Genomic DNA, 25,969 nt, shown 5'->3' on the forward strand with positions numbered 1-25,969 from the left:
GCGGGTCGACCGAGTGTACGAGCCCGTCAAAATCAATGCGAGTCGGGGGTGGGAATTTATTCGTTGAGTTTGGCGAGAATCTTGAACACCACGGTGGCGAGGATCGTCAGCATGCCGATCCACATGGCGAATACGCCGGCGTTCTTGTCGCGGAAATTGAAGCCGACTGCCAGCAGGATCATCCCGCACAGAATCGGGATCAGCATGGCGTGGAACGAAGACATCGAAATCATGGCGACAGCCTTGTCGAGGGGGAGTTGTGTAGGAGCTGCCGAAGGCTGCGATCTTTTGATTTTGTATTTAAGATCAAAAGATCGCAGCCTGCGGCAGCTCCTACATGATACGCCGAAGGTAGCGATTTATTTATGGGGGTTACGGCAACTCGCGGCAGGCGTAAAACGCGCTCAGCACTTTGACCAGGTGCGCCAGGTCATGGCTGCCGCACAGTTCGCGGATCGAGTGCATGGCGAACGTCGGCAGGCCGATGTCCACGGTGCGCACGCCCAGATGGCTGGCGGTGATCGGGCCGATGGTCGAGCCACAGCCCATGTCGCTGCGTACCACGAAACTTTGCACTGGCACTTCTTCGGCCATGCACATGTGACGGAAGAACCCGGCTGTTTCGCTGTTGGTGGCGTAGCGCTGGTTGCTGTTGACCTTGATCACCGGGCCGGCGTTGAGTTTCGGACCGTGGTTGGCGTCGTGCTTTTCCGCGTAGTTCGGGTGCACGCCGTGGGCATTGTCCGCCGAGACCAGCAGAGACTTCTGAATGGTCCGTACGAATTCGTCGCCTTCGGGCAGCAGGCGACGCAACGTCTGCTCAAGCATCGGGCCATCGGCACCGCAGGCCGAGCATGAACCGACTTCTTCGTGATCATTGCAGACCAGCACGCAGGTTTCGTCTGTCTCGGCAGTCAGCAACGCTTGCAGACCGGCATAGCACGACAGCAGGTTGTCGAGCCGCGCGCCGGCGATGAAGTCGCCATGCAGGCCGATGACAGCAGCACTTTGGGTGTCGTAGAAGCTCAGCTCGTAATCCAGCACGACGTCGGCGTTCAGGCCGTGTTCGCGGGCAAGTTGGTCGGTGAGTACGGCGCGGAAATCTACGCGCTCATCGCCGGCAAACTGCGCAAGCACTGGTGGCAACTCGGTCTGGGCATTGATCGCCCAGCCCATGTTGGCTTCACGATTGAGGTGAATGGCCAGGTTCGGGATGATTGCGATCGGTGCCTTGAAGTCGATCAATTGGCTTTCGACCTTGCCGTCACGGCGGAAGGTCACGCGGCCGGCGAGGGACAGGTCGCGGTCAAACCACGGTGCCAGCAGCGCACCGCCATAGACTTCGACGCCCAACTGCCAGAAGCCTTGGCGTTGCAGTTCCGGCTGCGGCTTGACCCGCAGGCACGGGCTGTCGGTGTGAGCACCGACCAGGCGAATGCCGCCATGCAGTGGCGAATGACGACCCATTTTGATCGCTACAATCGAGGAGTCGTTGCGAGTGACGTAATAACGGCCATTGGCTTCGGTGTTCCACGGCTCGCGCTCGTCGAGACGTTGGTAGCCCGCCGCTTCCAGACGCTGAACAAGGCTGGCGGTGGCATGAAACGGGGTAGGGGAGGCCCTGAGGAAGTCGATCAGGCCTTGGTTCAACTCTTCGCGCATAAGAAACTCCAGACAGCAATGGCGCCAGTTTAACGTATTGGTCAGGGAAGTGGCGGTGGGCTGATGGTGGGGAAGCTCTCCTGTAGGAGCGAGCTTGCTCGCGATGAACCTGAGAGCCCCACGGGGTATCAGGTTTGCAGCGTCATTGATGACGACCATCGCGAGCAGGCTCGCTCCTACAGGGGGTGTTTGCGCTTAGAACGGCGCCGGGCACTCAAAGCGCAAACGCTCACCGCTTTGCGGATGAGTGAAGCTGAGCATGCTCGCGTGCAGGCACAGTCGTGGCCAGGCGGCCAGTGCCTGTTCGTGGGCGTACAGCCCGTCGCCCAGCAGCGGATGACCGATCGACAGCATGTGCACGCGCAACTGGTGCGAGCGACCGGTGATTGGCGTGAGTTCGACGCGACACCAGTCGCCGCAACGTTCCAGCACGCGCCAGAAGGTCAGGGCATGTTTGCCGAACTCATGATCGACTACATGGCGTGGCTTGGTCGGCGGGTCGTAGCGCAGCGGCAAATCGATGCTGCCGCTGTCGAGTTCCGGTTGGCCCCAGCACAGTGCGGTGTAGGCTTTTTCGGTTTCGCGGTCGTGAAATTGCCGAGACAGTTCACGGTGCGTATCGGGGTCGCGGGCCAACAGGATGATGCCGGAGGTTTCCCAGTCCAGTCGGTGGACAATTCGCGCCTCCGGGTAGCCGTTTTCCTGCAAGCGAGTAATCAGGCAGTCCTTGTTGTCGTCGGCCCGGCCGGGCACGGAGAGCAACAGGGTCGGCTTGTTCACCACCAGTACGGCGGCGTCCTGGTGGATGATATGGATATTGGACAACGGCATTAAAACAGCCTCGTAACAAACGCCAACGGCGGCTCAGAACCCTCGCCCCTGTGGGCGCTGCCGCAGGCTGCGATCTTTTGAGTTTGTTTTTAAAAAAGACAAGATCAAAAGATCGCAGCCTGCGGCAGTGCCTACAAGGCTTGGAGGGCCTGAGCCGCCGTGGCTCCAGCCGGATCGACTCAGCGATCTGGCAGGGTGATATTGAGTTCCAGAATCGAGCAGCTGCCCTGGCTTTCCAGTGCGACGTGCACGTCATCGGACCCGATATTGACGTACTTGCGAATCACCTCGACCAGTTCCTTCTGCAAGGCCGGCAGGTAATCCGGGGTACTGCGTTGGCCGCGTTCGTGCGCCACGATAATCTGTAGACGCTCTTTCGCTACCGACGCGGTGCTTTGCTTTTTGTTGGCACGAAAGAAGTCAAAAAGGTTCATTGCTTAGTTGCCTCCAAACAGGCGCTCGAAGAATCCCTTCTTCTGTACATCGAGGAAACGATGTTCCACGGTCTTGCCCAACAGGCGGTCAACGGTATCGCTGTAGGCCTGGCCGGCATCGCTCTGGTCGTCGAGAATCACCGGAACGCCCTGGTTGGATGCCTTGAGCACCGCCTGGGATTCAGGGATCACGCCGAGCAGGGTCACCGAGAGGATTTCCTTGACGTCTTCTACGCCGAGCATTTCGCCTTTCTCGACACGTTCAGGGTGGTAGCGGGTGATCAGCAGGTGTTCCTTGATCGGGTCTTCGCCGCGTTCAGCGCGACGGGACTTGCTGGCCAGCAGGCCGAGCATGCGGTCCGAGTCACGAACCGAGGACACTTCCGGGTTGGTCACGACGATCGCTTCGTCAGCGAAGTACATGGCCAGGTGAGCGCCTTTCTCGATACCCGCCGGGGAGTCGCAGACCACGAACTCAAAGTCTTCCTTGAGTTGCATCAGGACTTTTTCCACGCCTTCGACAGTCAGCGCGTCTTTATCGCGGGTCTGACTGGCGGCCAGTACGTAGAGGTTTTCCAGGCGCTTGTCTTTGATCAGGGCCTGCTGCAGGTTGGCTTCGCCGTTGACGACGTTGACGAAGTCGTAAACCACGCGGCGCTCGCAACCCATGATCAGGTCGAGGTTACGCAAACCGACGTCGAAGTCGACGATAACTGTTTTGTGGCCGCGCAGAGCGAGGCCGGTACCGATAGCGGCGCTGGTGGTGGTCTTACCCACACCACCCTTGCCGGATGTAACCACGAGAATCTTGGCCAAGGTGTTTCACCCCTAAGGAAAAAGGACTTTTAGCCCCTGAAAAACATCTCTTGAAAACTACTGCAGTCGGACAGCCTTGGCTGGAGTTAGGTTGTAAGTAGCGTTTACCCCCGGTAAACACTGCTTTTGGCCTTTTTCCTACTTCGTTTGAGCCGTTTTCGCTACGTTTCAGAGATGCTTGGAAAATGCGGCAGTATCCGTTAAAGCCGAATGATGTTCAACACATCGCCCGACAGGCTGACCTGTACGCCCGAACCCCACAAAGGGTCGCGGCGCAGATCTTCGGAAACCTTGTAATGACCTGCGATGGAGACCAGTTCAGCGCTCATTTGCTGACAGAAAATCCTGGCCTTGGTGTCGCCTTTGACCCCGGCCAACACACGACCACGCATAGGGCCGTATACATGGATGTTGCCATCGGCGAGAAGTTCCGCCCCCGGACTGACCGACGAAATCACCACCAGATCGCTGCCCTGGGCATAAATTTGTTGGCCACCACGTACTGGCGACGTGATGATTTTCGTTGGTTTGATGGTCGGCTCCGGCGGTTTTTCCGGCTTTTTTGCCACGACCCCTTCGTTCAGGTCGAGCGTGCGCTCGCGAGCACCGGACGGCGGCAACACAGGCAGATCGACAGCGATGGCGGCGGCGATGTCTTCAATGCGGCTGGCGCGGATCGCCAGGGTGCGCAAACCGTGTTGGCGGCACACGCGCATCAAGCCCGGCAGGTCGACAGCGCCTTCGTTGGCCGGCAATTTGTCGAGGGCCAATACCAGCGGCGCGTTGCTGAAAAAATTAGGTGCCTGCGCGACTTTGGCGGCCAATTGCCGGTCGAGACCTTCAAGGTCGTTACGGGCCAATTCCAGCACCGTAATGGCGAGCATGCTGCCCTTCAGCTGGAACACGGGATCTTGGTCTAGCGGTTCGGTTTGGCTCATGGTCGGCATACAACGACTTGTCACTAAAAGTGCCGAGACTTATAACGAGAACGCCCGCAGGCCGCAAGCCGGGTCGAACGATGTAGAATGCGCGGCCATTGTCTTTTCGGAACCTTTAATGGATCGCCCGCGTTTTCGAACAACCTTTCTTTCTCCACGCTTTTGGCCGCTGTGGTGCGGCCTGGGGCTGTTGTGGCTGATTGTGCAGTTGCCGTACCCGGCGTTGCTGAGGACCGGTCGCGTGCTGGGTTCCTTGATGTACCGGTTGGCCGGCGACCGACGGCGCATTGCCAAGCGCAATCTGGAGCTGTGTTTCCCAGAAAAAACCGCTGCCGAGCGCAAGCGGCTACTCAAGGAAAATTTTGCCTCCACCGGCATCGCCTTCTTTGAAATGGCCATGAGTTGGTGGTGGTCGCGCGAGCGTCTGGCAAAACTGGCTCATGTCGAAGGGCTGGAGCATTTGAAGACGGCTCAGCGTGAGGGTAAAGGCGTGATTCTGATGGCCGTGCATTTCACCACGCTGGAAATCGGCGCGGCGCTGCTCGGGCAGCAGCACACCATCGATGGCATGTACCGCGAACACAAGAATGCGCTGTTCGACTATGTCCAACGCAACGGTCGCGAGCGGCACAACCTGGATTCGCTGGCAGTTGAGCGCGAGGATGTGCGCGGGATGCTCAAATTACTGCGGGCCGGCCGGGCGATCTGGTACGCACCGGATCAGGACTACGGCGCCAAGCAGAGCATTTTCGTGCCGTTGTTCGGCATCCAGGCGGCGACTGTTACCGCTACCAGCAAATTTGCGCGTCTGGGCAAGGCGCTCGTAGTGCCGTTCACCCAGGAACGTCTGGCGGATGGCAGCGGCTATCGCCTGGTGATTCACCCACCGCTTGAAGGCTTCCCCGGCGAAACCGAAGAAGCCGACTGCCTGCGCATCAATCAGTGGATCGAAGGAGTTCTGCGTGAATGTCCGGAGCAATACCTCTGGGCCCATCGCCGCTTCAAGAGCCGCCCACCCGGCGAGCCCAAGCTGTACGCCAAACGCGGTTGATCAATCGATCCCGATAAGCACCATGGAGTGTTGCGATGAGTCCTGCTGAACCGGTTACAGGGTTGATTCTTTCCGGCGGCGGGGCTCGGGCGGCCTATCAGGTGGGTGTGCTGGCGGCGATTGCCGAGTTGCTGCCGTTGGGCGCGGACAATCCCTTCCCGGTGATTGTCGGCACGTCGGCCGGTGCGATCAACGCAGTCAGCCTGGCCAGCGGCGCGACGGATTTTCGCGCGGCCATCGAGCGACTGACGGCGTTCTGGCAGGGCTTTCGTAGCCATCTGGTGTTGCGCAGCGACTGGCCGGGAGTTATCCGTCAGGCCAGCCGCTTTGTCAGCCACAGCTTACTCGGCCTTGGCGCCCAACTCCCGGTAGCGTTGCTCAACAGCTCACCGCTGCGCGGATTGCTCAGCGACAAGTTGCACATGAGCGGTATCGCCGACGCCATCGCGCAAAAGCAACTGCATGCCGTGGCGGTCACCGCGTTTGGTTATGAGTCTGGCCAGGCCGTCACCTTCTATCAAGGGGGCGGGACCATCGACGCGTGGTTGCGTCATCGACGGATTGGCATCCCCACACAACTCTCCGTTGATCATTTGCTCGCCAGTTCGGCCATTCCGCTGTTGTTCGCTCCAGTAAAAATCGGCGAGGAGTATTTCGGCGATGGTGCGGTGCGCCAATCGGCACCGATCAGTCCGGCACTGCACCTGGGTGCCAGTCGCGTGCTGGTAGTGGGCGTCAGCGGCAACCCGCGCGGCGTCGACCCCGAGCAGCCGCTGCAACGTGCCTACACCGGTCAACAACCGACGCTGGCGCAGATCGGCGGGCACATGCTCAACAGTACGTTCATTGACAGCCTGGAAAGCGACATCGAGTTGCTGCAGCGTTTGAATCAATTCAGCCATCTCATGCCCGATGGCACGCCGACCCGTGCATTGGGCGTGGCACCTGTGGAGGTGCTGGTGATTTCGCCGAGTCAGCCGATCGACGAAATAGCCGCACGTCATCGCCAGGAACTGCCGGCGGCGCTGCGCCTGTTTTTGCGCGGGCCGGGCGCGACCAAGACCAGTGGGGCGGGGGTGTTGAGTTATCTGCTGTTCGAGGCGGGGTATTGCAGCGAGTTGATTGATTTGGGGCGACGGGATGCGTTGGCCAAGAAGGACGAGTTATGCCGGTTTCTTGGGCTTTCGGTGACTGAAAGCGATTGAACTGTCAGTTCTGTCAGTAGATGTGGGTAGGTTTTTCGAGCAAATTGAAACCCTCGGTCAGAGGGTTGGAAGATGGCGGTTGCTCGATGGATTGATGCTCACACGCCGACGATATCGGCAGTGGACCCGCGTGGGTTGGCTGTGCGAAATATCGCCTATTGGTGTCATCCGTTGGACCCAAGTATTCAGTCCCGTATCACCCGCACCCACTTCGATACAGCCGGACGGTGCGTGGCTTCCTGGGACCCGCGATTGTGGGGAACTGCGCCGAACCCGAACCTCGAAAACACCTTTGATCTGCAAGGCCGGCCTTTGTTGGTGGACAGCGTCGATGCCGGTTGGCAACTGAACTTGCTGGATCAGGCAGGTGAGGCGCACTCGTTCTGGGACGGTCGCGGGAGTCAGCGTCACACTGAGTACGATGAACTTCAGCGCCCGACAACCGTGACGGAGCAGATGAAGGATGACTCGCCACGCGTCGCCGAGCGCTTTGCATACGGCGGTGCAGGAGCCGAGTTCGCGGACCATAACCAATGTGGTCAACCGATTCGCCACGACCATCCGGCCGGCCGTCGCAGCCTCTGCCAATACGGTGTGGGTGGTTTGCCGCTGTTGGAGCAGACTCGTTTCATGGTCGATCTGGAACCGCCGGATTGGTCGTCCGAGTTTGCCGAGGCCAGACTGGAAGACAAGGTTTTTCAGACGACGCAGCGGTACGGTCCTTCGGGGGATATGCGCTGTCAGAGTGACGCTATGGGCAACGTCAGATTTTTCGCTTACGACCGGGCGGGTCAGTTAAGCGAGGCCCGGCTGATGCTGGCGGGTTCTTTAGAAGCACCTCGGTTGTTGGTCAGTGAAATCCATTACGACGCCTTCGGCAGAAGTATCAGCGAACGGGCGGGAAATGGCGTCGTCACCACTGCTCGACACGCCGGTGATGATGGACGATTGCTGCAATTGCAGTCTCGCGATGCCCAAGGCAAGCCGCTTCAGGATTTGAATTATGCTTACGATCCGGTCGGCAATATCACAAGCATTGAAGACAAGGCCCAGTTAACCCAACACTTCAATAGTCAACGTATCGATCCGGTCAATTGCTACGGCTATGACAGTCTTTATCAACTGATCGAAGCCACTGGCAGGGAAGTCAGTCAGCCCGGTTTCGGCCCCGCGTTACCCATCTGGCAAACCACGCCGCTGGACCCCAACCAGCTGCGCAACTACACCCAAACCTTCAACTACGATGCTGCCGGTAACTTGCAAACGCGGCATCACAGTGGTGAGGAGACCTTCGAGATGTTCACGTCGCCGGCCAGCAATCGCAGCGTCGCGGACAGGGAAAATCTGGCCGATGGTTTTGACGCCAACGGCAATCAGTTGGCGTTGTTGCGCGGTCAACGGATGTGCTGGGACATGCGCAACCAATTAAGCAGGGTCACGATGGTCAGGCGCGCGGACGGGCGTGATGACACAGAATGTTATTTCTATGACAGCCCAGGACATCGCTTGCGAAAGGTCCGACTCATTGAAGCTGCGCGTCGCACGCTGGTTGCGGACGTTCGCTACTTGCCGGGGTTGGAAATTCATCGCGATACGGCTACGGGTGAAGAGCGGCATGTTGTCAGTGTCGAGGCGGGCCTGAGTCATGTTCGTGTTTTGCGTTGGGTCACGAAACCACCCGTAGGTGTACCTATCGATCAACTGCGTTATTGCCTGAGTGACCATCTGAACTCTTGCACACTGGAACTGGATGAGTGGGGTGCGTTGTTGAGTCGAGAGGTTTATTACGCGTTTGGTGGTACGGCGATATGGGCCGGTTCCAGCGAGGTTGAAGACAGGTACAAAACGATTCGTTATTCGGGGAAGGAGCGGGACGCGACAGGGCTTTATTATTATGGGTATCGGTACTACGCACCGTGGTTGCAGCGGTGGGTGAGTGCGGATCCTGCTGGGGCAGTTGATGGTGTGAATTTTTTTATTGCGCTGTTCAATAATCCGGTCAATTGGGTGGATGAAGAAGGTCAGAATGCAGTGCCAACCATTGCTCATTATTATTGGGGTGGAGGGAATATCAATCCTGCATTCCTCAGTAACATACTGACCTTCAAAAAATATAACCCTGAGTACCAAATGAATGTATGGACCGACAAAACCGCCCATATTTTGAATACATTATCCACAATGGAAACCAGCGATGATCCGGCATACCGTACACTGGCCCGTCAATACGGGCGAGATCTTCATATAAATGAGTCCAGTAAGGTATTTGAAGGTTTAGCAAAAATAGCGCCGCAAGTCAGCCGTGTGGAATCATTGTTTCTCCGTGAAAGTAATGGCCCTTACAGGAACATTGCCGCGGCGAGTGATATTTTTAGAATAGCTGCGCTTTACGTATATGGAGGACTGTACATGGATGTTGATGTTGCCATACCCAGCGGCCGAATTAGCCGCCCACAAGCCCCAGACGGCTTTGCGGCTACAATCTGGGAAGAGCACAATGGTCGCCTGATCTCAAATTCAATATTGGTGGCAATACCTGGTTTTTCGCACGGGGAAAAACTTATGGCAGAAATGATTGATGACTACAAAGAACTAGCTAAAGTTGTCTGGACTATCAAAAGAAGTGAGCCGGGCGCGCGTTATGATGGGACCATGTTGTTGACTGGGCCGAACTCTTTAAATAAAGATCGTTCTAATTCAATGGCAAGTATCAACGTAAAAGATTTCGGTCATCGGGTACCTGTTGAGCGTAAGGGAATGTTTATTAATCTCACGGGGGATCCGGATTTGTTGTTCCTACGCGGTATTCGTGAAGGGGTTGCTGATCATAGTGGCTGGTCGAAAGTATGTCCGGGCCGTCGAGCCTCGATATCGTTATAGAGTCATCATGTTGGAATCAGCACCGCTATGGCCTACATGTCAGTTGTGACAGTAGAAGTCGATGAGTTTTTCGCTCAAATTGAAGCCCTGAGGCAGAGGGTAACAAGATGGCGACTTCGCAATGGATTCATGCTCACACGCCGACCCTGTCAGTGATGGATTCGCGTGGCCTGGCCGTGCGAAATGTCGCTTATTGCCGTCATCCCCTGAACCCGGCGATACAGGTCCGTATCACCCGCAATCGTTTCGATATGGCCGGTCGGCCTGTGGCCTCCTGGGATCCGCGATTGTTCGGGACGGCACTGAAACCGAACCTCGTCACTTTTTATAACCTGCAAAACCAGCCGTTGCTGGTGGAAAGCGTCGATGCCGGTTGGCAGCTGAGCTTGCAGGATCAGGCAGGTTCAGTGCGCTCGTTCTGGGACGGTCGCCGGAGCCAGCGGCACACTGAATACGATGAGCTTCAGCGCCCGCTGACTGTCACGGAACAGATGCAGGATGATGCGCCGCGCGTCGCCGAGTGTTTTGCTTATGGTGGGGCGAGTGAAGAAGTCGCGGTGCATAACAAGTGCGGCCAGTTGATTCGTCATGATCATCCGGCCGGCGTACGCAGCCTTTGTGAATACGGTGTGGGTGGCTCGGTTCTGGAGGAGCAAACACGATTCTTGCACGCTCTGGACCCTCCGGATTGGCCGCCTGATATCGCGGACCGTGAACACTGGCTGGAAAAAGAAGTGTTCACCACGGCTCAGCAGTACGGTCCTTTTGGGGAAGTGAGTGGTCAGACTGACGCCATGGGCAATGTCAGATGTTTCGTCCACAACGTCGCTGGTGAGTTGAAAGAAACCCGATTGAAGCTAGCTGGTCCTTCAGCGGAGTCTCGCTTGCTGGTCAGTGAAAACCGCTACGACGCATACGGCCGGGTTGAAAGCGAGCGCGCCGGAAATGGCGTAAATACGACTGCACTTTATTCCGAGGAAGACGGGCGTTTGTTGCAGTTGCTGTCCTGCGATGCTCAGGGCAAGCCGCTTCAGGATTTAAATTATGGCTACGATCCGGCCGGCAATATCACCCGCCTCGAAGACAAGGCCCAACTAACGCGTCACTTCAATGGCCAGCGTATCGATCCGGTCAATCGGTACTGTTATGACAGTCTTTATCAACTGATCGAAGCCCGCGGCCGCGAAGTCAGCCAGCCGGGTTATGGCCCCGCTTTACCTGCCTGGCAAACCGCACCGCTGGACCCCAACCAGCTGCGCAACTACACCCAGACCTTCACCTACGATGCTGCCGGTAACTTGCAAACGCGGCATCACAGTGGTGTGGAAACCTTCGAGATGTTCACGTCGCCGGCCAGCAATCGCAGCGTCGCGGACAAGGAATATCTGGCCGATGGTTTTGACGCCAACGGCAATCAGTTGGCGTTGTTGCGCGGTCAGCGGATGAGTTGGGACCTGCGCAATCAACTAAGCAGCGTCACGCTGGTCAAGCGTGAGGATGGACCTGACGATACCGAATGTTATTTCTACGACAGCCCCGGACATCGCTTGCGAAAGGTCCTACTCACCGAAGCTGCGCGTCGCACGCTGGTTGCGGACGTTCGCTACTTGCCGGGGTTGGAAATTCATCGCGATACGGCTACGGGTGAAGAGCGGCATGTTGTCAGTGTCGAGGCGGGGCGCAGTCACATACGCGCTTTGCACTGGGTGACCACACCCCCGTCTAGTGTGCGCAACGATCAACTGCGTTATTGCCTGAGCGATCACCTGAACTCCTGCACATTGGAGCTGGATGAGTGGGGTGCGTTGTTGAGTCGAGAGGTTTATTACGCGTTTGGTGGTACGGCGATATGGGCCGGTTCCAGCGAGGTTGAAGACAGGTACAAGACGATTCGTTATTCGGGGAAAGAGCGGGACGCGACGGGGCTTTATTATTATGGGTATCGGTACTATGCGCCGTGGCTGCATCGGTGGTTGAGCCCGGATCCGGTAGGAGATGGCATCAATTTATTTATCATGGTGTTCAATAATCCGATCAATTTAATAGACCAGGTTGGGAGAAATGCGGTTCCAGCAATTGCTCATTATTATTGGGATGGTGGCGATGTTCCAACCTGGTTTCTCCGGAATATGTTGATGTTCAAATATTTAAATCCGGAGTATGACGTATATTTTTGGACTAGTAAGGCTTCCCAGATGCTTAACACATTGGATGGTGTAAAAGCGGGTGCGGAGCCGGCGGAGAGAGAGCTCGCGTACAGAGAGGCTGATGCCTTGAATGTTGCGAGTCCCGATAAATTATTTGATGCATTAGTAGGGATTTATCCAAAAGCGAAACAAGTAGAGGCGCTGTTTCATCGTGAAAGTAACGGGCCTTTTAAAAACTATGCTGCTGCAAGTGATATTTTAAGGTTGGTAGCAACATACGTATATGGCGGTCTATACACAGACGGTGACGTAGCGGTCGCGGCCCCTGTCGGCGTACTAAGTGCAACGCATGGGTTTATGGGGCATATGAGAGGTAATGAAACCTCTAATGCAGTGATTGCAGCTGCGCCCGAGTCGTCGCTAGGAAAGGCGATGTTAGATAGAGTTGTTCATGCGTACTCTGATGAGTTTTCGGAGAGTTTTGGTCATGAAAACTTTGGTTGGGAAAAGAAAAGAAGTAGTCCTGGTGTTGGGTTGTATAGCCGTTTTAGGTTGACAATGTATATGACGGGGCCGGAGATGATGCAAGACTATATACGGTATTCGCAAAACGGGGAGGAGCTGGATTTTTCCGAATATACTGTTCCAACAGAAAAATTTTATGGGAATAAAAATCGAATTGAAGGTCGGTACATCGAGGTTCGAGATATGCGTAATATATTTTTTGGAGGCTATCGTCGGAATATTGACAGCAGTGGTGCCTGGACAAGTGTGAACCCTGGTCGCAGAGCATCAGTTGCATAGCGCTCCCAACCTGCCCGTTTTGCACAGGTTGGGAGACTGCATACATCAGAAGTGGAACTTCACCAAGAAGCTCGTAGCGCTCTGATCCGTCTTGAACCCCTGGCTGTCTTCAATACCGTACTTATTCTTCCAGTAGTCATACTCGACACCCACATACAACTGCTTCGCGCCAAAATTCAGCGCCTTGCCCAGGTCGTATTTGATCTGTGGATTGAAGTGCAGGTTGGCGTGGTATTCGCCTTTCTTGTTGACGTCGTTGTCGACCACCCAGTCCATGAAACCGTCGATCAGGATGCTCGAATCGCCCACCGGGATGGTATAGGACCAAACCGGGGTGACCTGCCAGATATTGTCACCTGGGCGGTCGCCTTCGGTGTGGCGGTTGTAGAAGTTCAACTGGAAATAGTCGAAGCCTGGAATCGCCAGGTCGAAGCCCGGACCGATCAGGTAGGACTCGGTATCGTCTTCACCGAACTCGTAGGTCATGGCCAGCAACACATCTTTGATTGGGCCAAACTCGAGTTTCTGGTCGAAGATCTTGCCGAACGACAGGCGCGGGCTGATTTCACCGTAGTAGGAGTTCTCACCAGCGAAGGCGTCTTCCTTGCCGTTGTAGTAAATCTTGTCGAAGAACATGAAGTTGTCGCCGTACTTCCAGCCATCGGCGTGTTCGAAGGTGACCGTCTGCTGAATGCGCGGGTTGACCTGGAAATCCTTGCCATACAGGTAGGTCAGGCTGTTGTTCTGCCATTGCAGCAAATCTTCAGCCATGGCCTGGCCCCCGGCCAGCATCGATCCCGCCAGCATCAGGCTAGTGCACGTACGTTTCATTCGGTTGCTCCCAAAAAGTAGTGGTTTCACGATATTTTTTTTAAGGTCGGCGCTCTGGTGTGGCGCCTTTTTCTGTAGCGATAAAAAATCATCCAATCGGTCAGCTTTAGTGCTGTTAGCAAGAGCTGCGCCAAGGCATTCGAAAAGCAAAAAAACTCCCGCTCGGCTGCTCAAGAACAGTCGATTGAGAGGGGTTTTGGGGTGCCTTGGTACCGTCCAGAGCCGGGATAAGTTGGCTTTCTGGTCAGGATTTAAATCCGGGCTTTTTTTTAAAGCGGATTCAGGCGGCCGCGGAGAATACTGACTCCCGGGCCAGGTCTCAAGTGCCCCGCAACAGCGCACCGACGACAGGTTTGGGGCACGGTTGCGGGCCATCTTAGAAATGCACCTTCACCAGCAGGCTGGTGGTGTTTTCATTGGTGTCGAAGTTGGCGGTGTTTTCGATGCCGTATTTGTCTTTCCAGTAGCTGTATTCGACACCGACGTACACCTGTTTTTCGCGCCAGCCGAGGGCTTTGCCAAGGTCGTATTTGATCTGCGGGTTGAAGTGCAGGTTGGCGTGATAAGTGCCATGTGAGTTTTGGTCGTTATCCACCACCCAGTCGATGTAGCCGTCGATCAACAGGTTCGAGTTGCCCAGTGGCAGGGTGTAAGACCAGGCCGGCGTGATCTGCCAGACGTCGTCGCCGGGACGCGAGCCTTCGGTCTGGCGATAGTAGAAGTTCAAGGTGAAAAAATTGAAGCCCGGTACCGCGAGGTCGAAGCCGGGGCCGATCAGGTAGGCTTCGGTGTCGTCTTCGCCATTCTCGTAGGTCATGGCCAGCAGCACATCCTTGATCGGGCCGAATTCGAAGCGGCGGTCGAGGATTTTGCCGAAGGAGAGGCGCGGGCTGAACTCGCCGTAATAGGCGTGAACGCCTTTTTTCCGGTCTTTCTCGCCGTTGTAGTAGGTGCTGTCGATGAACATGAAGTTGTCGCCGTATTTCCAGCGGTCGGCATGTTCGAAGGTTATCGTCTGCTGGATTGACGGGTTGACTACGAAGTCTTTGCCGTACAGATAGCTCAGGCTGTTGGTCTGCCACAGCAGTAAATCGCCGGCCATGGCTTGAGTGGCGGCCAGAAGACCACCTCCCAACAACAGGTTTGTCTGTGTGCGAATCATCTGTTGCTCCTTCTTTTTCTTATTTTCAAGGCGCAGGCAGCCGCTACCCCTGTAGGAGCGAGCTTGCTCGCGATGGTTGCTAACGATTACGCGTGTTAGCTGGATAAACGCGGTGTTCTTGCGTTCATCGCGAGCAAGCTCGCGCCTACAGTAGGTCAGTGCCGATTCAGTTAATGCGAGTGCGCGTGACAGTCGTTGATGGCCGCACGTTCCTTGCCACCAAGGATGTTGAACAGCAGGTTCAGCGACAGCGCACTGAGCGTGGCCATGGCGATACCGCTGTGGGTGATGGGGCTCATCCACACCGGCAAGTGGGCGAAGAATTCCGGGCGTACCACCGGGATCAGGCCCATGCCGATGCTCACCGCCACCAGCAACTGGTTGCGACGGTCACCGATATCGGCTTCTTGCAGGATTTTGATCCCGGTAGCGGCAACCATGCCGAACATCGCAATGGCCGCACCGCCCAGTACCGCTGGTGGAATCGAAGCCACCAGGAACGCGGCTTTGGGCAGCAAGCTCAGGACGATCAGCAAGCCGCCGGCGACGATGGTTACCGAGCGGCAGCGCACGCCGGTCATCTGCACCAGACCGATGTTCTGTGCGAAGGAGGAGTGGGTGAAGGTATTGAAGAAACCGGCAACGAACGAAGCGCCGGCATCGCACAGCAAGCCGCGGCGCAGCATCCGCGGGCAGACTTCCTGGCCGGTGATCTTGCCCAGCGCCAGGAACATCCCCGTGGACTCGACGAAGATGATCACCACCACCAGACACATCGACAGAATCGGCGCCAATTCAAACTTGGGCAGGCCGAAATGCAGCGGCGTGACGAATTGCAGCCATGGCGCCTGGGCCATGTCGCTGAGGTCGACCATGCCGAGTACGCCGCAGAGCACGTAGCCCAGGCACATGCCGATCAGCACCGAAATGTTGACCCAGAAACCTCGCATGAAGCGATGCACCAACAGAATGGTGCCGAGCACCAGCGCGGCGATGGTCAGGTAAATCGGCGAACCGAATTGAGTGGCGGATGCGCCGCCACCGGCCCAGTTCACGGCCACGGGGAACAACGATAAACCGATCGAGGTGATGACTGTGCCGGTCACCAGAGGGGGGAAGAAACGCACGACCTTGGACATGAACGGCGCGATGATCATGCCGAAGAACCCGGCGGCGATGGTCGCGCCGAAGATCCCTTGCAAGCCGATACCCGGCATGCCGGCCATGGCGACCATACTGCCGACGGCGGCGAAACTGGCGCCCATCATGACTGGCATGCGGATGCCCATGGGGCCGATGCCCAGCGATTGCACGATGGTGGCGATGCCGGCGACCAGCAGGTCGGCGTTGATCAGGAAGGCGATTTCTTCACGACTTAGGCCAGCGGCCTGTCCGATGATCAGCGGCACCGCAATGGCACCCCCGTACATCAGCAGAACATGTTGCAGACCGACCAGGATCAGTTGCAAAAGGGGCAAACGCTGAATGGCGGGTGCGTCGGGGATGCGCGCTTTGGAGAGCTCGGACATGCAACACCTCGGATCTTTTTTATTCTTGTGATTTTTGTATCAAGAGGACCGCGTCGCGGCCGTTCGCGGGCAAGCCTCGCTCCTACGGTTCAGCGTGAACCTTGTAGGCGCGAGGCTTGCCCGCGAAGCTTTTCAACGACTAATTGGTCTGGGCTCCCTGAACAATCCAGGCGCCGATCAGGTCACGTTCCTGCTGGGTCATCTTCGTGATGTTGCCCAGTGGCATGATTTGGCTGGCGACAGCTTGAGCCTGGATCCGCGCAGCGTTCTGGCGGATCTGCTCGGGGGTGTCGAACATCACACCGGCCGGGGCTGCGCTGAACAGCGGGCTGGTCGGTTTGGCCGAGTGGCAGACCGCGCAACGTTCCTGAATCACGCTGTGCACCTGGTCGAAGCCAGGGCCTGCGTTGGATGCTTGAGCCGGTGCGGCTGCAGGCGCTTCGGCAGGTTTGGCTTCAGCGGGTTTCAAACCACCGCCCAATGCGGTTTCCGGCAACGGTTGGTACTCGATCTTCGCCGGAGCCTTGGCCACTTCCGGGCTGTTCATCGGCGCAGGACCGGTGACGTAAGCCAGGCTGATCATGCCCACCGCTGCCACGGGCAGGGTCCAGGCGAACTTGTGGCTGTCGTGACGGGTGTTGAAGTAGTGACGCACCAATACCGCCAGCACCGCGATCCCGGCCAGGATCAGCCAGTTGTACTGGCTGCCATAGGTGCTCGGGAAGTGGTTGCTGATCATGATGAACAGCACCGGCAACGTGAAGTAGTTGTTGTGACGCGAACGCAGCAGGCCTTTGGCCGGCAGGGCCGGATCGGGTGTGCGGTTCTCGGCAATCGCCGCGACCAGGGCGCGTTGCGCCGGCATGATGATGCGGAACACGTTGCCGACCATGATGGTGCCGATGATCGCGCCAACATGCAGGTAAGCACCACGACCGCTGAACACTTTGCTGAAGCCGTAGGCGGCGCCAATGATCAGCACGAACAGGATTCCGCCGAGCAGGGCAGGGCGTTTACCCAAGGCCGAGTCGCAGAGGAAGGAGTAGACGAACCAGCCGATGAACAGCGAGCCGATACCGATGGCCACGCCTTCAGGGCCGCTCAGGGTGCTGCCGGGAGCCAGCAGGTAGAGCGTCGGGTTGGAGTAGAACACCACGCACAGCAGCGCGATCCCTGACATCCAGGTGAAGTAGGCTTCCCATTTGAACCAGTGCAGGTTGTCCGGCATGGTCGGTGGGGCCAGTTTGTATTTTTCCAGGTGATAGATACCGCCGCCGTGGATCGCCCACAAATCGCCCGCCAGACCACTTTTCGGATTGACCCGATTGAGGTTGTTTTCCAGCCAGACGAAGTAGAACGATGCGCCGATCCAGGCCACGCCAGTAATCATGTGAACCCAGCGTACGCTCAGGTTCAGCCATTCCAACAGATGTGCTTCCACAGTCTTTACCTCTCGCCTGTCACTCTGTTGTCGAGTGATCAGACCTTCTCTTATTGGTGGGGGGCGAGGATCAAACGCTCATCCTCTTTGAAAAAATGCTCATCGCAGTTATTGCCTGTGCCACTGCGATCAACCACCAGGAAGTCATCCCGCTTTTCGATCGTCAGCACCGGATGGTGCCAAACGCCGCGATGGTAATTAATGCCCTGCCTGCCGTTGGTGACGAAGGCGCGGACCAAGCCTGATACAGGTTCATCGCCAAGTGGCGCGACCACGATCAGAAAGGGGTTGCCGAGCAGCGGAATGAAAGCCTGGCTGCCCAGTGGGTGACGCTCCAGCATGCTGACGGTCAGCGGCATGTCCTGCGCGTCGGCGCGGAAGATGCTGATAATCGCGTTGTCTTCTGGCTTGGCGGTTTCCACCGTCGCCAGTTTATGAAAGCGCATGGTCGAACCGTTGTTGATCATGAAGTGATCGCTGCCGTCGGTTTCGATCACATCACCGAAAGGGGCGAAGGCTTCTTTGGTCAGCGGTTCAATCGTCAGTGTGCGCATGCTGGTCTTCTTTTCTCGAATTCGTTGTTGTGTTGCTTTTGTAGGAGTACAGCTTGCTGGCGATGGGGCCCTCACTGACGCCATCGCCAGCAAGCTGTGCTCCTACAGGTTTTTCATCAGCGCTTATTTAGCGACCTTGCCCAACAGGCGCAGGCGGCTCACACCACCGTCCGGGAACACGTTCAGGCGGATGTGGGTGATTGGGCCCAGTGCCTTGATCTGCTCGGCGAAGGTGTGCTCGGCGTGCATTTCCAGTTTCTGGCTTGGCAGCAGTTCGCGCCAGAACAGCGATTGGGTTTCGATCTGGCTGTCAGTGCCGCCCTTGACGAACGCGCCCTGGATCGAGCAGCTGTCCGGGTAGTTGCCCTTGAAGTGCAAGGTGTCGACGACGATTTTCTCGATCTCGCCCGGGTGACCCAGTGCGACGATGACCCAGTCGTTGCCCGGCGTACGACGACGTGCGGTTTCCCAACCGTCGCCCATGTTGATGCCACGGCCCGGGTTGAGGATGTTGCTCATGCGACCGAAGTGTTCATCGGAGCAGGCGAGGGCGCGGCCACCGTTGAGGGCTGCAGCCAGGTCAACCTGCTCGTTGTCGCCAACGGCCGACCAGTCGCGGTGCGGAACGCCGTACACGCGCAGACGGGCGACACCGCCGTCCGGGTAGATGTTGAAACGCAGATGGCTGAAGGCCTGGTCGTTGTTGATTTCGTGGAAGTGATGGCTGTTGCCTTGCAGCTCGACGGCAGACAGTACTTCAACCCACTGAGTGTTTTCGGTCGGCTCGCCGGAGGCCAGGAAGCACGCTTCGAGGGAGGCCGACGGCGGGAAGTTGCCGGTGAAGAATGAAGTGTCGATGTCGACGCCTTTGATCGAGCCAGGCACGCCCAGGCGGATCACTGCGCTGTCGTAGCCTTCGAAACGCTTGCGGCGCGACTCCCAGCCGTCCATCCACTTGCCGTTGTCATCGAACACGCCCTCCTTCCATACGGCCGGGGTCGGTTGGAACAGACGGTTGGCGTCTGCGAACCAGTCATCGGTGACCGAGATGATTTTGGTGCCCAGGCGGGCGTCGGCCAGGTTGACGAACTTCTCGAAAGGTACGGCGTAAGCTTTCATTCTTCTTGTCTGCCTTTAATAAGTTGGCTTGGGATGCTTGCAAGGTCCTGGGCGATTTGTGCGTTCAGTTCGCCAGGACCAAGGTCGCTATAGGGTCAGTAATCGGAACAGGGCGATCTTGTTGATCTCCGCCAGCGCGCATTTGAATTCGGTATCGACCGAGTTGTGAATGCGCGTTTCGAACGCTGCGAGAATCTGATGCCGGTTGCTGCCTTTTACCGCCATGATGAAGGGAAACTTGAACTTGGCTTTGTAGGCGTCGTTCAGCTCGGTGAAGCGAGAAAACTCTTCGGCCGTGCATTGGTGAATACCGGCGCCAGCCTGTTCATTGGTGCTGGCTTCGGTCAACTGGCCCTGGACGGCGGCTTTGCCGGCCAGGTCCGGGTGAGCGTTGATCAGAGCCAACTGGCTCTCGTGATCGGCGCTCAACAGGATGTCGCTCATGCGCTGGTGCAGGGTTTCGATCTCGTCGATCGAAGCGTCCTGGCCCAGGTCAAAGGCCTTTTCGGCCACCCATGGCGAATGTTCGTAGATGTCGGCAAAAGCTTTGACGAAATCGTCGCGGCTCAGGGTCGATGGTTTCAGCGATTGAAAGGTGCTCATTTGGCAGCCCCTTGGTACGGGTGGGTTTCTTGCCAGTGGCGAGCGATGTCGACGCGGCGACTGAACCACACCTGTTCATGACTTTTAGCGTATTCGATAAAGCGCTTGAGCGAGGCCAGACGCGCCGGACGGCCAATCAGGCGGCAGTGCAGGCCGATCGACAGCATTTTCGGTGCGTCGGCACCTTCGGCGTAGAGCACGTCAAACGCATCTTTCAGATATTCAAAAAAGTCGTCGCCCTTGTTGAAACCCTGGACCTGGGTAAAACGCATGTCGTTGGTGTCCAGGGTGTACGGGATCACCAGGTGCGGCTTGCCGGTCGGATTGTTCGGTTCCCAGTAGGGCAGGTCGTCGTCGTAGGTGTCGCAGTCGTAGAGGAAACCGCCTTCTTCCATCACCAGGCGACGGGTGTTCGGGCCGGTGCGGCCGGTGTACCAGCCCAGCGGACGTTCACCGGTGATTTCGGTGAGGATGCGGATCGCTTCGAGCATGTGCTCGCGTTCCTGCGCTTCGTCCATGTACTGGTAGTCGATCCAGCGGTAGCCGTGGCTGCAGATCTCGTGGCCGGCATCGACCATGGCACGGATCACGTCCGGGTGACGCTGGGCGGCCATGGCCACGGCGAAGATGGTCAGCGGAATATCGAATTCCTTGAACAGTTTCAGAATCCGCCAGACGCCGGCACGGCTGCCATACTCGTAAAGGGATTCCATGCTCATGTTGCGCGCGCCTTGCAGCGGCTGCGCCGAGACCATCTCCGAAAGGAAGGCTTCGGACTCTTTGTCGCCGTGCAGGATGTTGCGCTCGCCGCCTTCTTCGTAATTGAGTACGAAGGACAGGGCGATGCGGGCATTGCCCGGCCAGTGTGGGTGCGGAGGGTTACTGCCGTAACCGACCAGGTCGCGTGGGTAGTCAGCGCTCACTGCAGTGTTCCTTTCTTATTCGTGGTGACAGTTGTGTGGCGCGCCTGAGGTTGGATGACAGGCTGGCGTCACAGCGATGGGCTGATTGTATACAACTTTATATTCACTTTGTAAGCCTGATTTTTTGCATTTTTCGTTAACGGTCATCTTTCCGTGCTATTTACACGAACCTGCAAGAAACCTGCCTGACTGGTCAGCTTAAGGTTATGAGGTTCAGCGGGCAGGCGCTTCGACAGCAAATCGTCGGGAAACCGGGGGATGGCGCTGGCGGTCGTAAAAATGTCGTTTTTATTGTGTACAATTTTTTTGAAAAGTGTCTTAATCAATCGCTCGCCGCAGCTTTTCGTGCTCCGAAACGGTGCGGTCTCCTTTTCACCTGACTTCGGGAGGCGCGAAGTCTGGCTGCTTCCACGCAGGCAGGCGCGCAGAATCAATGGGACGTTTGACTACACACGTTTTGGACGCTGCACACGGTTGCCCGGGCAGCTCGATCAAGGTCGAGTTGTACCGCGTTGAAGGTTCGCAGCTGGAATTGGTCGCCAGCGCGATAACTAACAGCGATGGCCGTGTCGATGCGCCGCTGTTGCAAGGCGATGACTACCGGTCCGGGGTTTATCAGGTTCAGTTTCATGCGGGCGATTACTACCGCGCCCGTGGTGTACAGCTGCCGGAGCCGGCTTTCCTGGATGTTGTGGTGCTGCGTTTCGGCATCTCGGCTGAACAGGATCATTACCATGTGCCGCTGCTGATTTCGCCTTACAGCTATTCCACGTACCGCGGCAGCTGATCCCCCAAGCAGCTGCCTCACCCTGGAAGCGACTGCGCATATAGCTTCTTTGGTCTTTCGCCCGCTCACACTGCGGGCTTTTTTTCGTCTGCCGGAAAGTCAAAAGATCGAACCCTGCGGCAGCTCCTGCACCGACCAATGTAGGAGCTGCCGAGTGAAACGACGCTGCGATCTTTTGATCTTGCTTAACGGCTCAACAACGACGCCGCACCCGCACCACCAAACAACGCCGCACTGATCCGATTGAACCAACTCTGCCCCTTGCCACTTCGCAAATACCGCGCCGCTCCATGGGCACCCAGCCCATAAGCCAACTTGCACAGCAGATCCAGCACGGTCCAGGTCGCGATCATCACCAGCAGTTGCGGCAGAAACGGCTGTTCAGCGCTCAAGAACTGCGGCAGAAACGCGGCGAAGAACAGAATGTCTTTCGGATTACTGGCGCCGAGCATGAACGCGCGGCCGAACAGTGCGCGAAAGCGCGGCACAGGTGCAGCCTGCGGCACTTCGGCGCCGTGGGAAGGCTGGCGCGATTGCTGCCAGCTCTGCCAGGCGAGGTAGAACAGGTACAGCGCGCCAACGATTTTCAGCGCACTGAACAACTGTTCCGACGCCAGCAGCAGGGCGCCCAGACCCAATGCCGAAGCACTCAACAGGCAGATCGAAGCAATCACCCCACCGAGAAACGCCGGGTAAGAACGGACTAGGCCGTAGTTCAAACTGTTGCTGATCATCAGTAAAGACAGTGGCCCCGGGATCAGGATCACCACCAGTGCAGCGCCGCTGAACAGCAGCCAGGTTTCCAGACTCATCACTTTCCTCCATTTGCACAAAAGCCTCACCCGACGGGGTGAGGCTGTTTTGAAGCGCGAACCGCGTAAGGTTTACAAGAAGATGAACTTCGCGATGAAGATCGCGCAGAGCACCCACAGACTCGCGGAAATTTCCTTGAACTTGCCAGTGCCGGCCTTCAGCACCACATAAGTGATGAAGCCCAGCGCGATACCGTCGGCGACCGAGAAGGTCAGGGGCATCATGATTGCAGTGACGATCGCCGGAATGCTGTCGGTCGCTTCGTCCCACTCGATGTGCTTCATGCCGCCCATCATCAGCATTGCCACGTAAATCAGTGCGCCGGCGGTTGCGTAGGCGGGGATCATTCCGGCCAGCGGTGCGAAGAACATGGCTGCAATAAATAGCACACCTACGGTCACAGCGGTAAGACCAGTCCGACCACCAGCCGCTACACCAGCGGCACTTTCCACGTAACTTGTGACGGGAGGAACGCCGACAATCGCACCAAATACGCTGGAAGCACTGTCGGCTTTCATGGCGCGGGAAAGGTTTTCGATCCGACCGTCAGCGCCCACCAGATTGGCGCGCTGGGCAACGCCCATCAGGGTGCCAGCGGTGTCGAACATGTGCACGAAGAGGAAAGCCAGTACCACGCTGATCATGCTGACGTTGAACACGCCGGCGAGGTTCATGGCCATCCAGGTCGGGGCCAGGCTCGGCGGGGCCGACATGATCCCTTCGTAATGCACCAGGCCCAGACCCCAACCGGCCAGGGTCACGGTGATGATGCTGATGAGGATTGCGCCGAAGACTTTGTGGTAGCTGAGCACGGCGATCATCAAGAAGCAGACGGCGGCCAGCAGCGGTCCAGGCTCGCGCAGGGAGCCGAGTTTGATCAAGGTCGCCGGGCTATCGACGACGATACCCGCGGTTTTCAACCCGATCAGCCCCAGGAACAAGCCGACTCCGGCGCCCATGGCGAAGCGCAGACTCACGGGAATACTGTTGAGCAGCCATTCGCGGATGCGCGAGAAGGTCAGGATCATGAACAGCACACCGGAAACGAACACCGCACCGAGCGCGGTTTCCCAGTTGTAGCCCATGGTGCCGACCACGGTGTAAGTGAAGAAGGCGTTCAGGCCCATGCCCGGCGCCAGGCCGACTGGCCAGTTGGCGTACAGGCCCATCAACAGGCAACCCAATGCAGCAGCGATGCAAGTCGCGACGAATGCCGCACCGTGATCGATCCCGGCGTCGGCCATGATGTTGGGGTTGACGAAGATGATGTAGGCCATGGTGATGAAGGTTGTCAGACCGGCAATCAACTCGGTCTTCACCGTGGTGCCATGCAAGCTGAGTTTAAAGATGCGCTCCAGCCAGCCATTGCGTAAAGGCGGCGAGAGATCCAGCGTCGATGCTTCGGATTTGCGGCTTTCCACAGCGAGTACTCCTCAAGAGTTTTATTGTTATTTCCAGGGCCGGATCCGAGAGGGTGGCAGCAGCCCTTTGAGGCACTTGCGAATTTGTTGACCGCTTGGTCAGGAACTCGCACGAAGTGGATTATGCTTTTGTGTACAAATAAAGCAAATATTGTTTTTGATTTTGTGGACGAAAAGTTTGGCAATAGGGATATATCGCCGGAAAGGACGCCTTCGCGGGCAAGCCTCGCTCCTGCGGGGTATTGGTGAACCGTAGGAGCGAGGCTTGCCCGCGAAGACTGGCTTGAGATCACATCTTCTGCTGGTTCTCCCCCAGCGCCAGGTTCACCGCCAACCACCCATTCACCGCCGTCTCCCCGGCTTCGGCAAACACCCGCTCCAGCAATTTCACCTGCTCGCGACGCAATGACTGCTCAAACCGTGCGCCATCGTCGGTCAGCTCCAGCAGCCGTTTACGTTTATCCGTCTCGGGTGCAGCGCTGTTCACCAAATGCATTTCCACCAATTGCCGCAGCGGCATGTTCAGCGCCTGCTTGCTCACGCCGAGCAATGCCAGCAGCTCTTTGACGCTCAGGCTCGGATAGCGGGCGATGAAAAACACGATGCGCTGATGCACCCGACTCAAGCCGCGACGCTCAAGCATTTCGTCGGCCTTGGCGGTGAAGGCTTGGTAGCCGAAGAAAAACGCTTCCATGGCTTGTTGCTGGGAAATCGGGTTTTTAAGGTCAAGCATGTTGACGTATCCGCTCGGGCTGTCGTAATTTCGGTCAACAAGTTTGACTCATTTTTCTCTGGCCTCGCTACCGGTGACTCACATGGCTTTTTCCGAACGTGTCTCGCGCCTTAAAAGTTCTTTGATCCGTGAAATCCTCGCTGCGGCCCAGCGTCCGGAGGTAATGTCTTTCGCCGGGGGCTTGCCGGCTGAAGCCATGCTGCCGAAGGTCGAATGGGCCGACATGCCAGTGTCCATGGGTCAATACGGCATGAGCGAAGGCGAACCGGCGTTGCGCGAAGCGTTGGCCGTCCAGGCTCGCGCACTCGGTATACATTGCGAGGCAAATCAGGTGCTGGTGGTCAGTGGCTCCCAGCAAACCCTCGATCTGGCGGCCAAGCTCTATATCGATAAAGGCACCGAGATTCTGCTGGAGGCACCGACGTATCTGGCGGCCTTGCAGATCTTCCAATTGTTCGGCGCAGACTGCATCACTGTCCCGCTGCAAGCGGATGGCCCGGACTTGGCGCAATTACGCACCCGTCTGCAAAAACACCGTCCGGCGTTCATCTACCTGATCCCGACCTTCCAGAATCCCTCGGCCGTGCGTTACAGCGAAGCCAAGCGCGATGCGGTGGCGGCTTTACTCGATGAGTTCGGTGTGACCCTGATTGAAGACGAGCCTTACCGCGAGCTGACCTTCGACGGCGGCAGTGCGACGCCGATTGTCAGTCGTTTGAAAAAATCCAGCTGGATATATACCGGCACCGTGTCGAAAACCTTGTTGCCGGGATTGCGTGTCGGCTATTTGATCGCCAGTCCTGACCTGTTCCCACATTTGCTGCGGCTCAAGCAGTCGGCGGACCTACACACCAATAGGATCGGCCAGTGGCAAGCACTGCAATGGATTGGCACGGAGCAGTATCAGCGGCACCTCAGTGAGTTGCGCGATTTCTATCGGGTGCGACGCGACGCATTTCAGGTAGCGCTTGAAACGCACTTTTCCGATCTGGCACATTGGAACGTGCCGCAGGGTGGGCTGTTTTTCTGGCTGACGCTCAAGCAACCGCTGGATACGCGCACGTTACTTAACGCCGCGTTGGCGAATGATGTGGCGTTCATGCCGGGTGAGCCATTTTTCCCTGAGCCGGAGAACCATCCGGGGCATATACGTCTGAACTTCAGTCATATCGACCCGACGCGGCTGGATGAAGGGCTCAAGCGATTGGCGGCGGTGGTGCGCCAGGCCCAGGCTGCCGAAGCGGCCTGAAGATAGAAAAACCGGCTCAAGGGCCGGTTTCTGTTT

At 57.3% G+C, this 25,969-nt stretch carries 23 protein-coding genes; 6 read left to right on the top strand and 17 right to left on the bottom strand.

Annotated features, from left to right (window positions below):
- Positions 1 to 56 precede the first annotated feature (56 nt).
- From KUF73_RS00070 to minC, 6 genes are all read right to left on the bottom strand, one after another.
- Positions 57 to 233, bottom strand: coding sequence for a hypothetical protein (locus KUF73_RS00070; protein WP_218436026.1), 177 nt, complete (start codon positions 231 to 233; stop codon positions 57 to 59).
- A gap of 139 nt (positions 234 to 372) precedes the next feature.
- Complete coding sequence (locus KUF73_RS00075) at positions 373 to 1,662, bottom strand: M18 family aminopeptidase (protein ID WP_218436027.1); 1,290 nt, start codon at positions 1,660 to 1,662, stop codon at positions 373 to 375.
- Between the two features lie 195 nt (positions 1,663 to 1,857).
- Positions 1,858 to 2,493: an RluA family pseudouridine synthase gene (locus tag KUF73_RS00080; RefSeq protein ID WP_046037585.1), complete on the bottom strand. Its 636-nt coding sequence runs from the start codon at positions 2,491 to 2,493 to the stop codon at positions 1,858 to 1,860.
- A 179-nt stretch (positions 2,494 to 2,672) separates the two neighbouring features.
- Positions 2,673 to 2,927, bottom strand: a complete 255-nt coding sequence (gene minE, locus KUF73_RS00085) for a cell division topological specificity factor MinE (protein WP_007974947.1) — start codon at positions 2,925 to 2,927, stop codon at positions 2,673 to 2,675.
- A gap of 3 nt (positions 2,928 to 2,930) precedes the next feature.
- Positions 2,931 to 3,743 carry a septum site-determining protein MinD gene (gene minD, locus KUF73_RS00090; protein WP_218436028.1) on the bottom strand — a complete coding sequence of 271 codons (813 nt, stop codon included), beginning with the start codon at positions 3,741 to 3,743 and terminating at the stop codon, positions 2,931 to 2,933.
- Between the two features lie 200 nt (positions 3,744 to 3,943).
- Positions 3,944 to 4,681, bottom strand: coding sequence for a septum site-determining protein MinC (minC, locus tag KUF73_RS00095; RefSeq protein ID WP_218436029.1), 738 nt, complete (start codon positions 4,679 to 4,681; stop codon positions 3,944 to 3,946).
- A gap of 118 nt (positions 4,682 to 4,799) precedes the next feature.
- Between minC and KUF73_RS00100 the strand changes: the two genes are divergently transcribed.
- From KUF73_RS00100 to KUF73_RS00115, 4 genes are all read left to right on the top strand, one after another.
- On the top strand, positions 4,800 to 5,732 hold the full coding sequence (locus KUF73_RS00100; protein WP_218436030.1) for a lipid A biosynthesis lauroyl acyltransferase: 933 nt from the start codon (positions 4,800 to 4,802) through the stop codon (positions 5,730 to 5,732).
- 35 nt (positions 5,733 to 5,767) lie between these two features.
- A complete protein-coding gene (locus KUF73_RS00105; protein ID WP_218436031.1) occupies positions 5,768 to 6,937 on the top strand; it encodes a patatin-like phospholipase family protein in 1,170 nt (389 codons plus the stop codon).
- A 231-nt stretch (positions 6,938 to 7,168) separates the two neighbouring features.
- Positions 7,169 to 9,817 (top strand): RHS repeat-associated core domain-containing protein, encoded by a 2,649-nt coding sequence (locus KUF73_RS00110; RefSeq protein ID WP_256345242.1) that lies wholly within the window; start codon positions 7,169 to 7,171, stop codon positions 9,815 to 9,817.
- Between the two features lie 107 nt (positions 9,818 to 9,924).
- Entirely contained in the window at positions 9,925 to 12,768 is a 2,844-nt protein-coding gene (locus KUF73_RS00115) for an RHS repeat-associated core domain-containing protein (RefSeq protein WP_218436033.1), read from the top strand.
- A gap of 45 nt (positions 12,769 to 12,813) precedes the next feature.
- Here KUF73_RS00115 and KUF73_RS00120 read toward each other — a convergent pair whose 3' ends face one another.
- From KUF73_RS00120 to puuE, 8 genes are all read right to left on the bottom strand, one after another.
- Positions 12,814 to 13,599 (bottom strand): outer membrane protein OmpK, encoded by a 786-nt coding sequence (locus KUF73_RS00120; protein WP_218436034.1) that lies wholly within the window; start codon positions 13,597 to 13,599, stop codon positions 12,814 to 12,816.
- Positions 13,600 to 13,975: 376 nt separating this feature from the next.
- The gene (locus KUF73_RS00125; RefSeq protein ID WP_218436035.1) at positions 13,976 to 14,761 is read right to left on the bottom strand and encodes an outer membrane protein OmpK; all 786 of its coding nucleotides are present in this window, start codon (positions 14,759 to 14,761) and stop codon (positions 13,976 to 13,978) included.
- Between the two features lie 170 nt (positions 14,762 to 14,931).
- Positions 14,932 to 16,290 (bottom strand): nucleobase:cation symporter-2 family protein, encoded by a 1,359-nt coding sequence (locus KUF73_RS00130; protein WP_218436036.1) that lies wholly within the window; start codon positions 16,288 to 16,290, stop codon positions 14,932 to 14,934.
- Positions 16,291 to 16,429: 139 nt separating this feature from the next.
- Complete coding sequence (locus tag KUF73_RS00135) at positions 16,430 to 17,731, bottom strand: urate hydroxylase PuuD (RefSeq protein WP_218436037.1); 1,302 nt, start codon at positions 17,729 to 17,731, stop codon at positions 16,430 to 16,432.
- 50 nt (positions 17,732 to 17,781) lie between these two features.
- Positions 17,782 to 18,285: an ureidoglycolate lyase gene (locus KUF73_RS00140; RefSeq protein ID WP_008146154.1), complete on the bottom strand. Its 504-nt coding sequence runs from the start codon at positions 18,283 to 18,285 to the stop codon at positions 17,782 to 17,784.
- 123 nt (positions 18,286 to 18,408) lie between these two features.
- A complete protein-coding gene (gene alc, locus KUF73_RS00145; RefSeq protein WP_218436038.1) occupies positions 18,409 to 19,404 on the bottom strand; it encodes an allantoicase in 996 nt (331 codons plus the stop codon).
- A gap of 87 nt (positions 19,405 to 19,491) precedes the next feature.
- Positions 19,492 to 20,007: a 2-oxo-4-hydroxy-4-carboxy-5-ureidoimidazoline decarboxylase gene (gene uraD / locus KUF73_RS00150; protein WP_218436039.1), complete on the bottom strand. Its 516-nt coding sequence runs from the start codon at positions 20,005 to 20,007 to the stop codon at positions 19,492 to 19,494.
- Positions 20,004 to 20,930 (bottom strand): allantoinase PuuE, encoded by a 927-nt coding sequence (gene puuE / locus KUF73_RS00155; RefSeq protein WP_218436040.1) that lies wholly within the window; start codon positions 20,928 to 20,930, stop codon positions 20,004 to 20,006. Before puuE ends, uraD begins: the two co-directional genes overlap by 4 nt.
- 433 nt (positions 20,931 to 21,363) lie before the next feature.
- Between puuE and uraH the strand changes: the two genes are divergently transcribed.
- Entirely contained in the window at positions 21,364 to 21,717 is a 354-nt protein-coding gene (uraH, locus tag KUF73_RS00160) for a hydroxyisourate hydrolase (protein WP_010456673.1), read from the top strand.
- Between the two features lie 185 nt (positions 21,718 to 21,902).
- Here uraH and KUF73_RS00165 read toward each other — a convergent pair whose 3' ends face one another.
- From KUF73_RS00165 to KUF73_RS00175, 3 genes are all read right to left on the bottom strand, one after another.
- Positions 21,903 to 22,529 carry a LysE family translocator gene (locus tag KUF73_RS00165; RefSeq protein ID WP_218436041.1) on the bottom strand — a complete coding sequence of 209 codons (627 nt, stop codon included), beginning with the start codon at positions 22,527 to 22,529 and terminating at the stop codon, positions 21,903 to 21,905.
- Positions 22,530 to 22,601: 72 nt separating this feature from the next.
- On the bottom strand, positions 22,602 to 23,951 hold the full coding sequence (locus KUF73_RS00170) for an NCS2 family permease (RefSeq protein ID WP_218436042.1): 1,350 nt from the start codon (positions 23,949 to 23,951) through the stop codon (positions 22,602 to 22,604).
- A 289-nt stretch (positions 23,952 to 24,240) separates the two neighbouring features.
- Positions 24,241 to 24,684, bottom strand: coding sequence for a MarR family winged helix-turn-helix transcriptional regulator (locus KUF73_RS00175; RefSeq protein ID WP_218436043.1), 444 nt, complete (start codon positions 24,682 to 24,684; stop codon positions 24,241 to 24,243).
- A gap of 82 nt (positions 24,685 to 24,766) precedes the next feature.
- Here KUF73_RS00175 and KUF73_RS00180 point away from each other — a divergent pair, with 82 nt between their 5' ends.
- A complete protein-coding gene (locus KUF73_RS00180) occupies positions 24,767 to 25,933 on the top strand; it encodes a PLP-dependent aminotransferase family protein (protein WP_218436044.1) in 1,167 nt (388 codons plus the stop codon).
- The last annotated feature ends 36 nt before the right edge of the window (positions 25,934 to 25,969 follow it).

It is taken from the genome of Pseudomonas sp. PD9R, from assembly GCF_019200975.1.
In the GTDB taxonomy this organism is placed as follows: Bacteria; Pseudomonadota; Gammaproteobacteria; order Pseudomonadales; family Pseudomonadaceae; genus Aquipseudomonas.

What these genes read in the sequence shown, in the direction of transcription:
- KUF73_RS00070 (WP_218436026.1), bottom strand. Translation starts at nt 233, where the DNA reads ATGATTTCGATGTCTTCGTTCCACGCCATGCTGATCCCGATTCTGTGC.
- KUF73_RS00075 (WP_218436027.1), bottom strand. Translation starts at nt 1,662, where the DNA reads ATGCGCGAAGAGTTGAACCAAGGCCTGATCGACTTCCTCAGGGCCTCC.
- KUF73_RS00080 (WP_046037585.1), bottom strand. Translation starts at nt 2,493, where the DNA reads ATGCCGTTGTCCAATATCCATATCATCCACCAGGACGCCGCCGTACTG.
- minE (WP_007974947.1), bottom strand. Translation starts at nt 2,927, where the DNA reads ATGAACCTTTTTGACTTCTTTCGTGCCAACAAAAAGCAAAGCACCGCG.
- minC (WP_218436029.1), bottom strand. Translation starts at nt 4,681, where the DNA reads ATGAGCCAAACCGAACCGCTAGACCAAGATCCCGTGTTCCAGCTGAAG.
- KUF73_RS00100 (WP_218436030.1), top strand. Translation starts at nt 4,800, where the DNA reads ATGGATCGCCCGCGTTTTCGAACAACCTTTCTTTCTCCACGCTTTTGG.
- KUF73_RS00105 (WP_218436031.1), top strand. Translation starts at nt 5,768, where the DNA reads ATGAGTCCTGCTGAACCGGTTACAGGGTTGATTCTTTCCGGCGGCGGG.
- KUF73_RS00115 (WP_218436033.1), top strand. Translation starts at nt 9,925, where the DNA reads ATGGCGACTTCGCAATGGATTCATGCTCACACGCCGACCCTGTCAGTG.
- KUF73_RS00120 (WP_218436034.1), bottom strand. Translation starts at nt 13,599, where the DNA reads ATGAAACGTACGTGCACTAGCCTGATGCTGGCGGGATCGATGCTGGCC.
- KUF73_RS00125 (WP_218436035.1), bottom strand. Translation starts at nt 14,761, where the DNA reads ATGATTCGCACACAGACAAACCTGTTGTTGGGAGGTGGTCTTCTGGCC.
- KUF73_RS00130 (WP_218436036.1), bottom strand. Translation starts at nt 16,290, where the DNA reads ATGTCCGAGCTCTCCAAAGCGCGCATCCCCGACGCACCCGCCATTCAG.
- KUF73_RS00140 (WP_008146154.1), bottom strand. Translation starts at nt 18,285, where the DNA reads ATGCGCACACTGACGATTGAACCGCTGACCAAAGAAGCCTTCGCCCCT.
- alc (WP_218436038.1), bottom strand. Translation starts at nt 19,404, where the DNA reads ATGAAAGCTTACGCCGTACCTTTCGAGAAGTTCGTCAACCTGGCCGAC.
- uraD (WP_218436039.1), bottom strand. Translation starts at nt 20,007, where the DNA reads ATGAGCACCTTTCAATCGCTGAAACCATCGACCCTGAGCCGCGACGAT.
- uraH (WP_010456673.1), top strand. Translation starts at nt 21,364, where the DNA reads ATGGGACGTTTGACTACACACGTTTTGGACGCTGCACACGGTTGCCCG.
- KUF73_RS00165 (WP_218436041.1), bottom strand. Translation starts at nt 22,529, where the DNA reads ATGAGTCTGGAAACCTGGCTGCTGTTCAGCGGCGCTGCACTGGTGGTG.
- KUF73_RS00175 (WP_218436043.1), bottom strand. Translation starts at nt 24,684, where the DNA reads ATGCTTGACCTTAAAAACCCGATTTCCCAGCAACAAGCCATGGAAGCG.
- KUF73_RS00180 (WP_218436044.1), top strand. Translation starts at nt 24,767, where the DNA reads ATGGCTTTTTCCGAACGTGTCTCGCGCCTTAAAAGTTCTTTGATCCGT.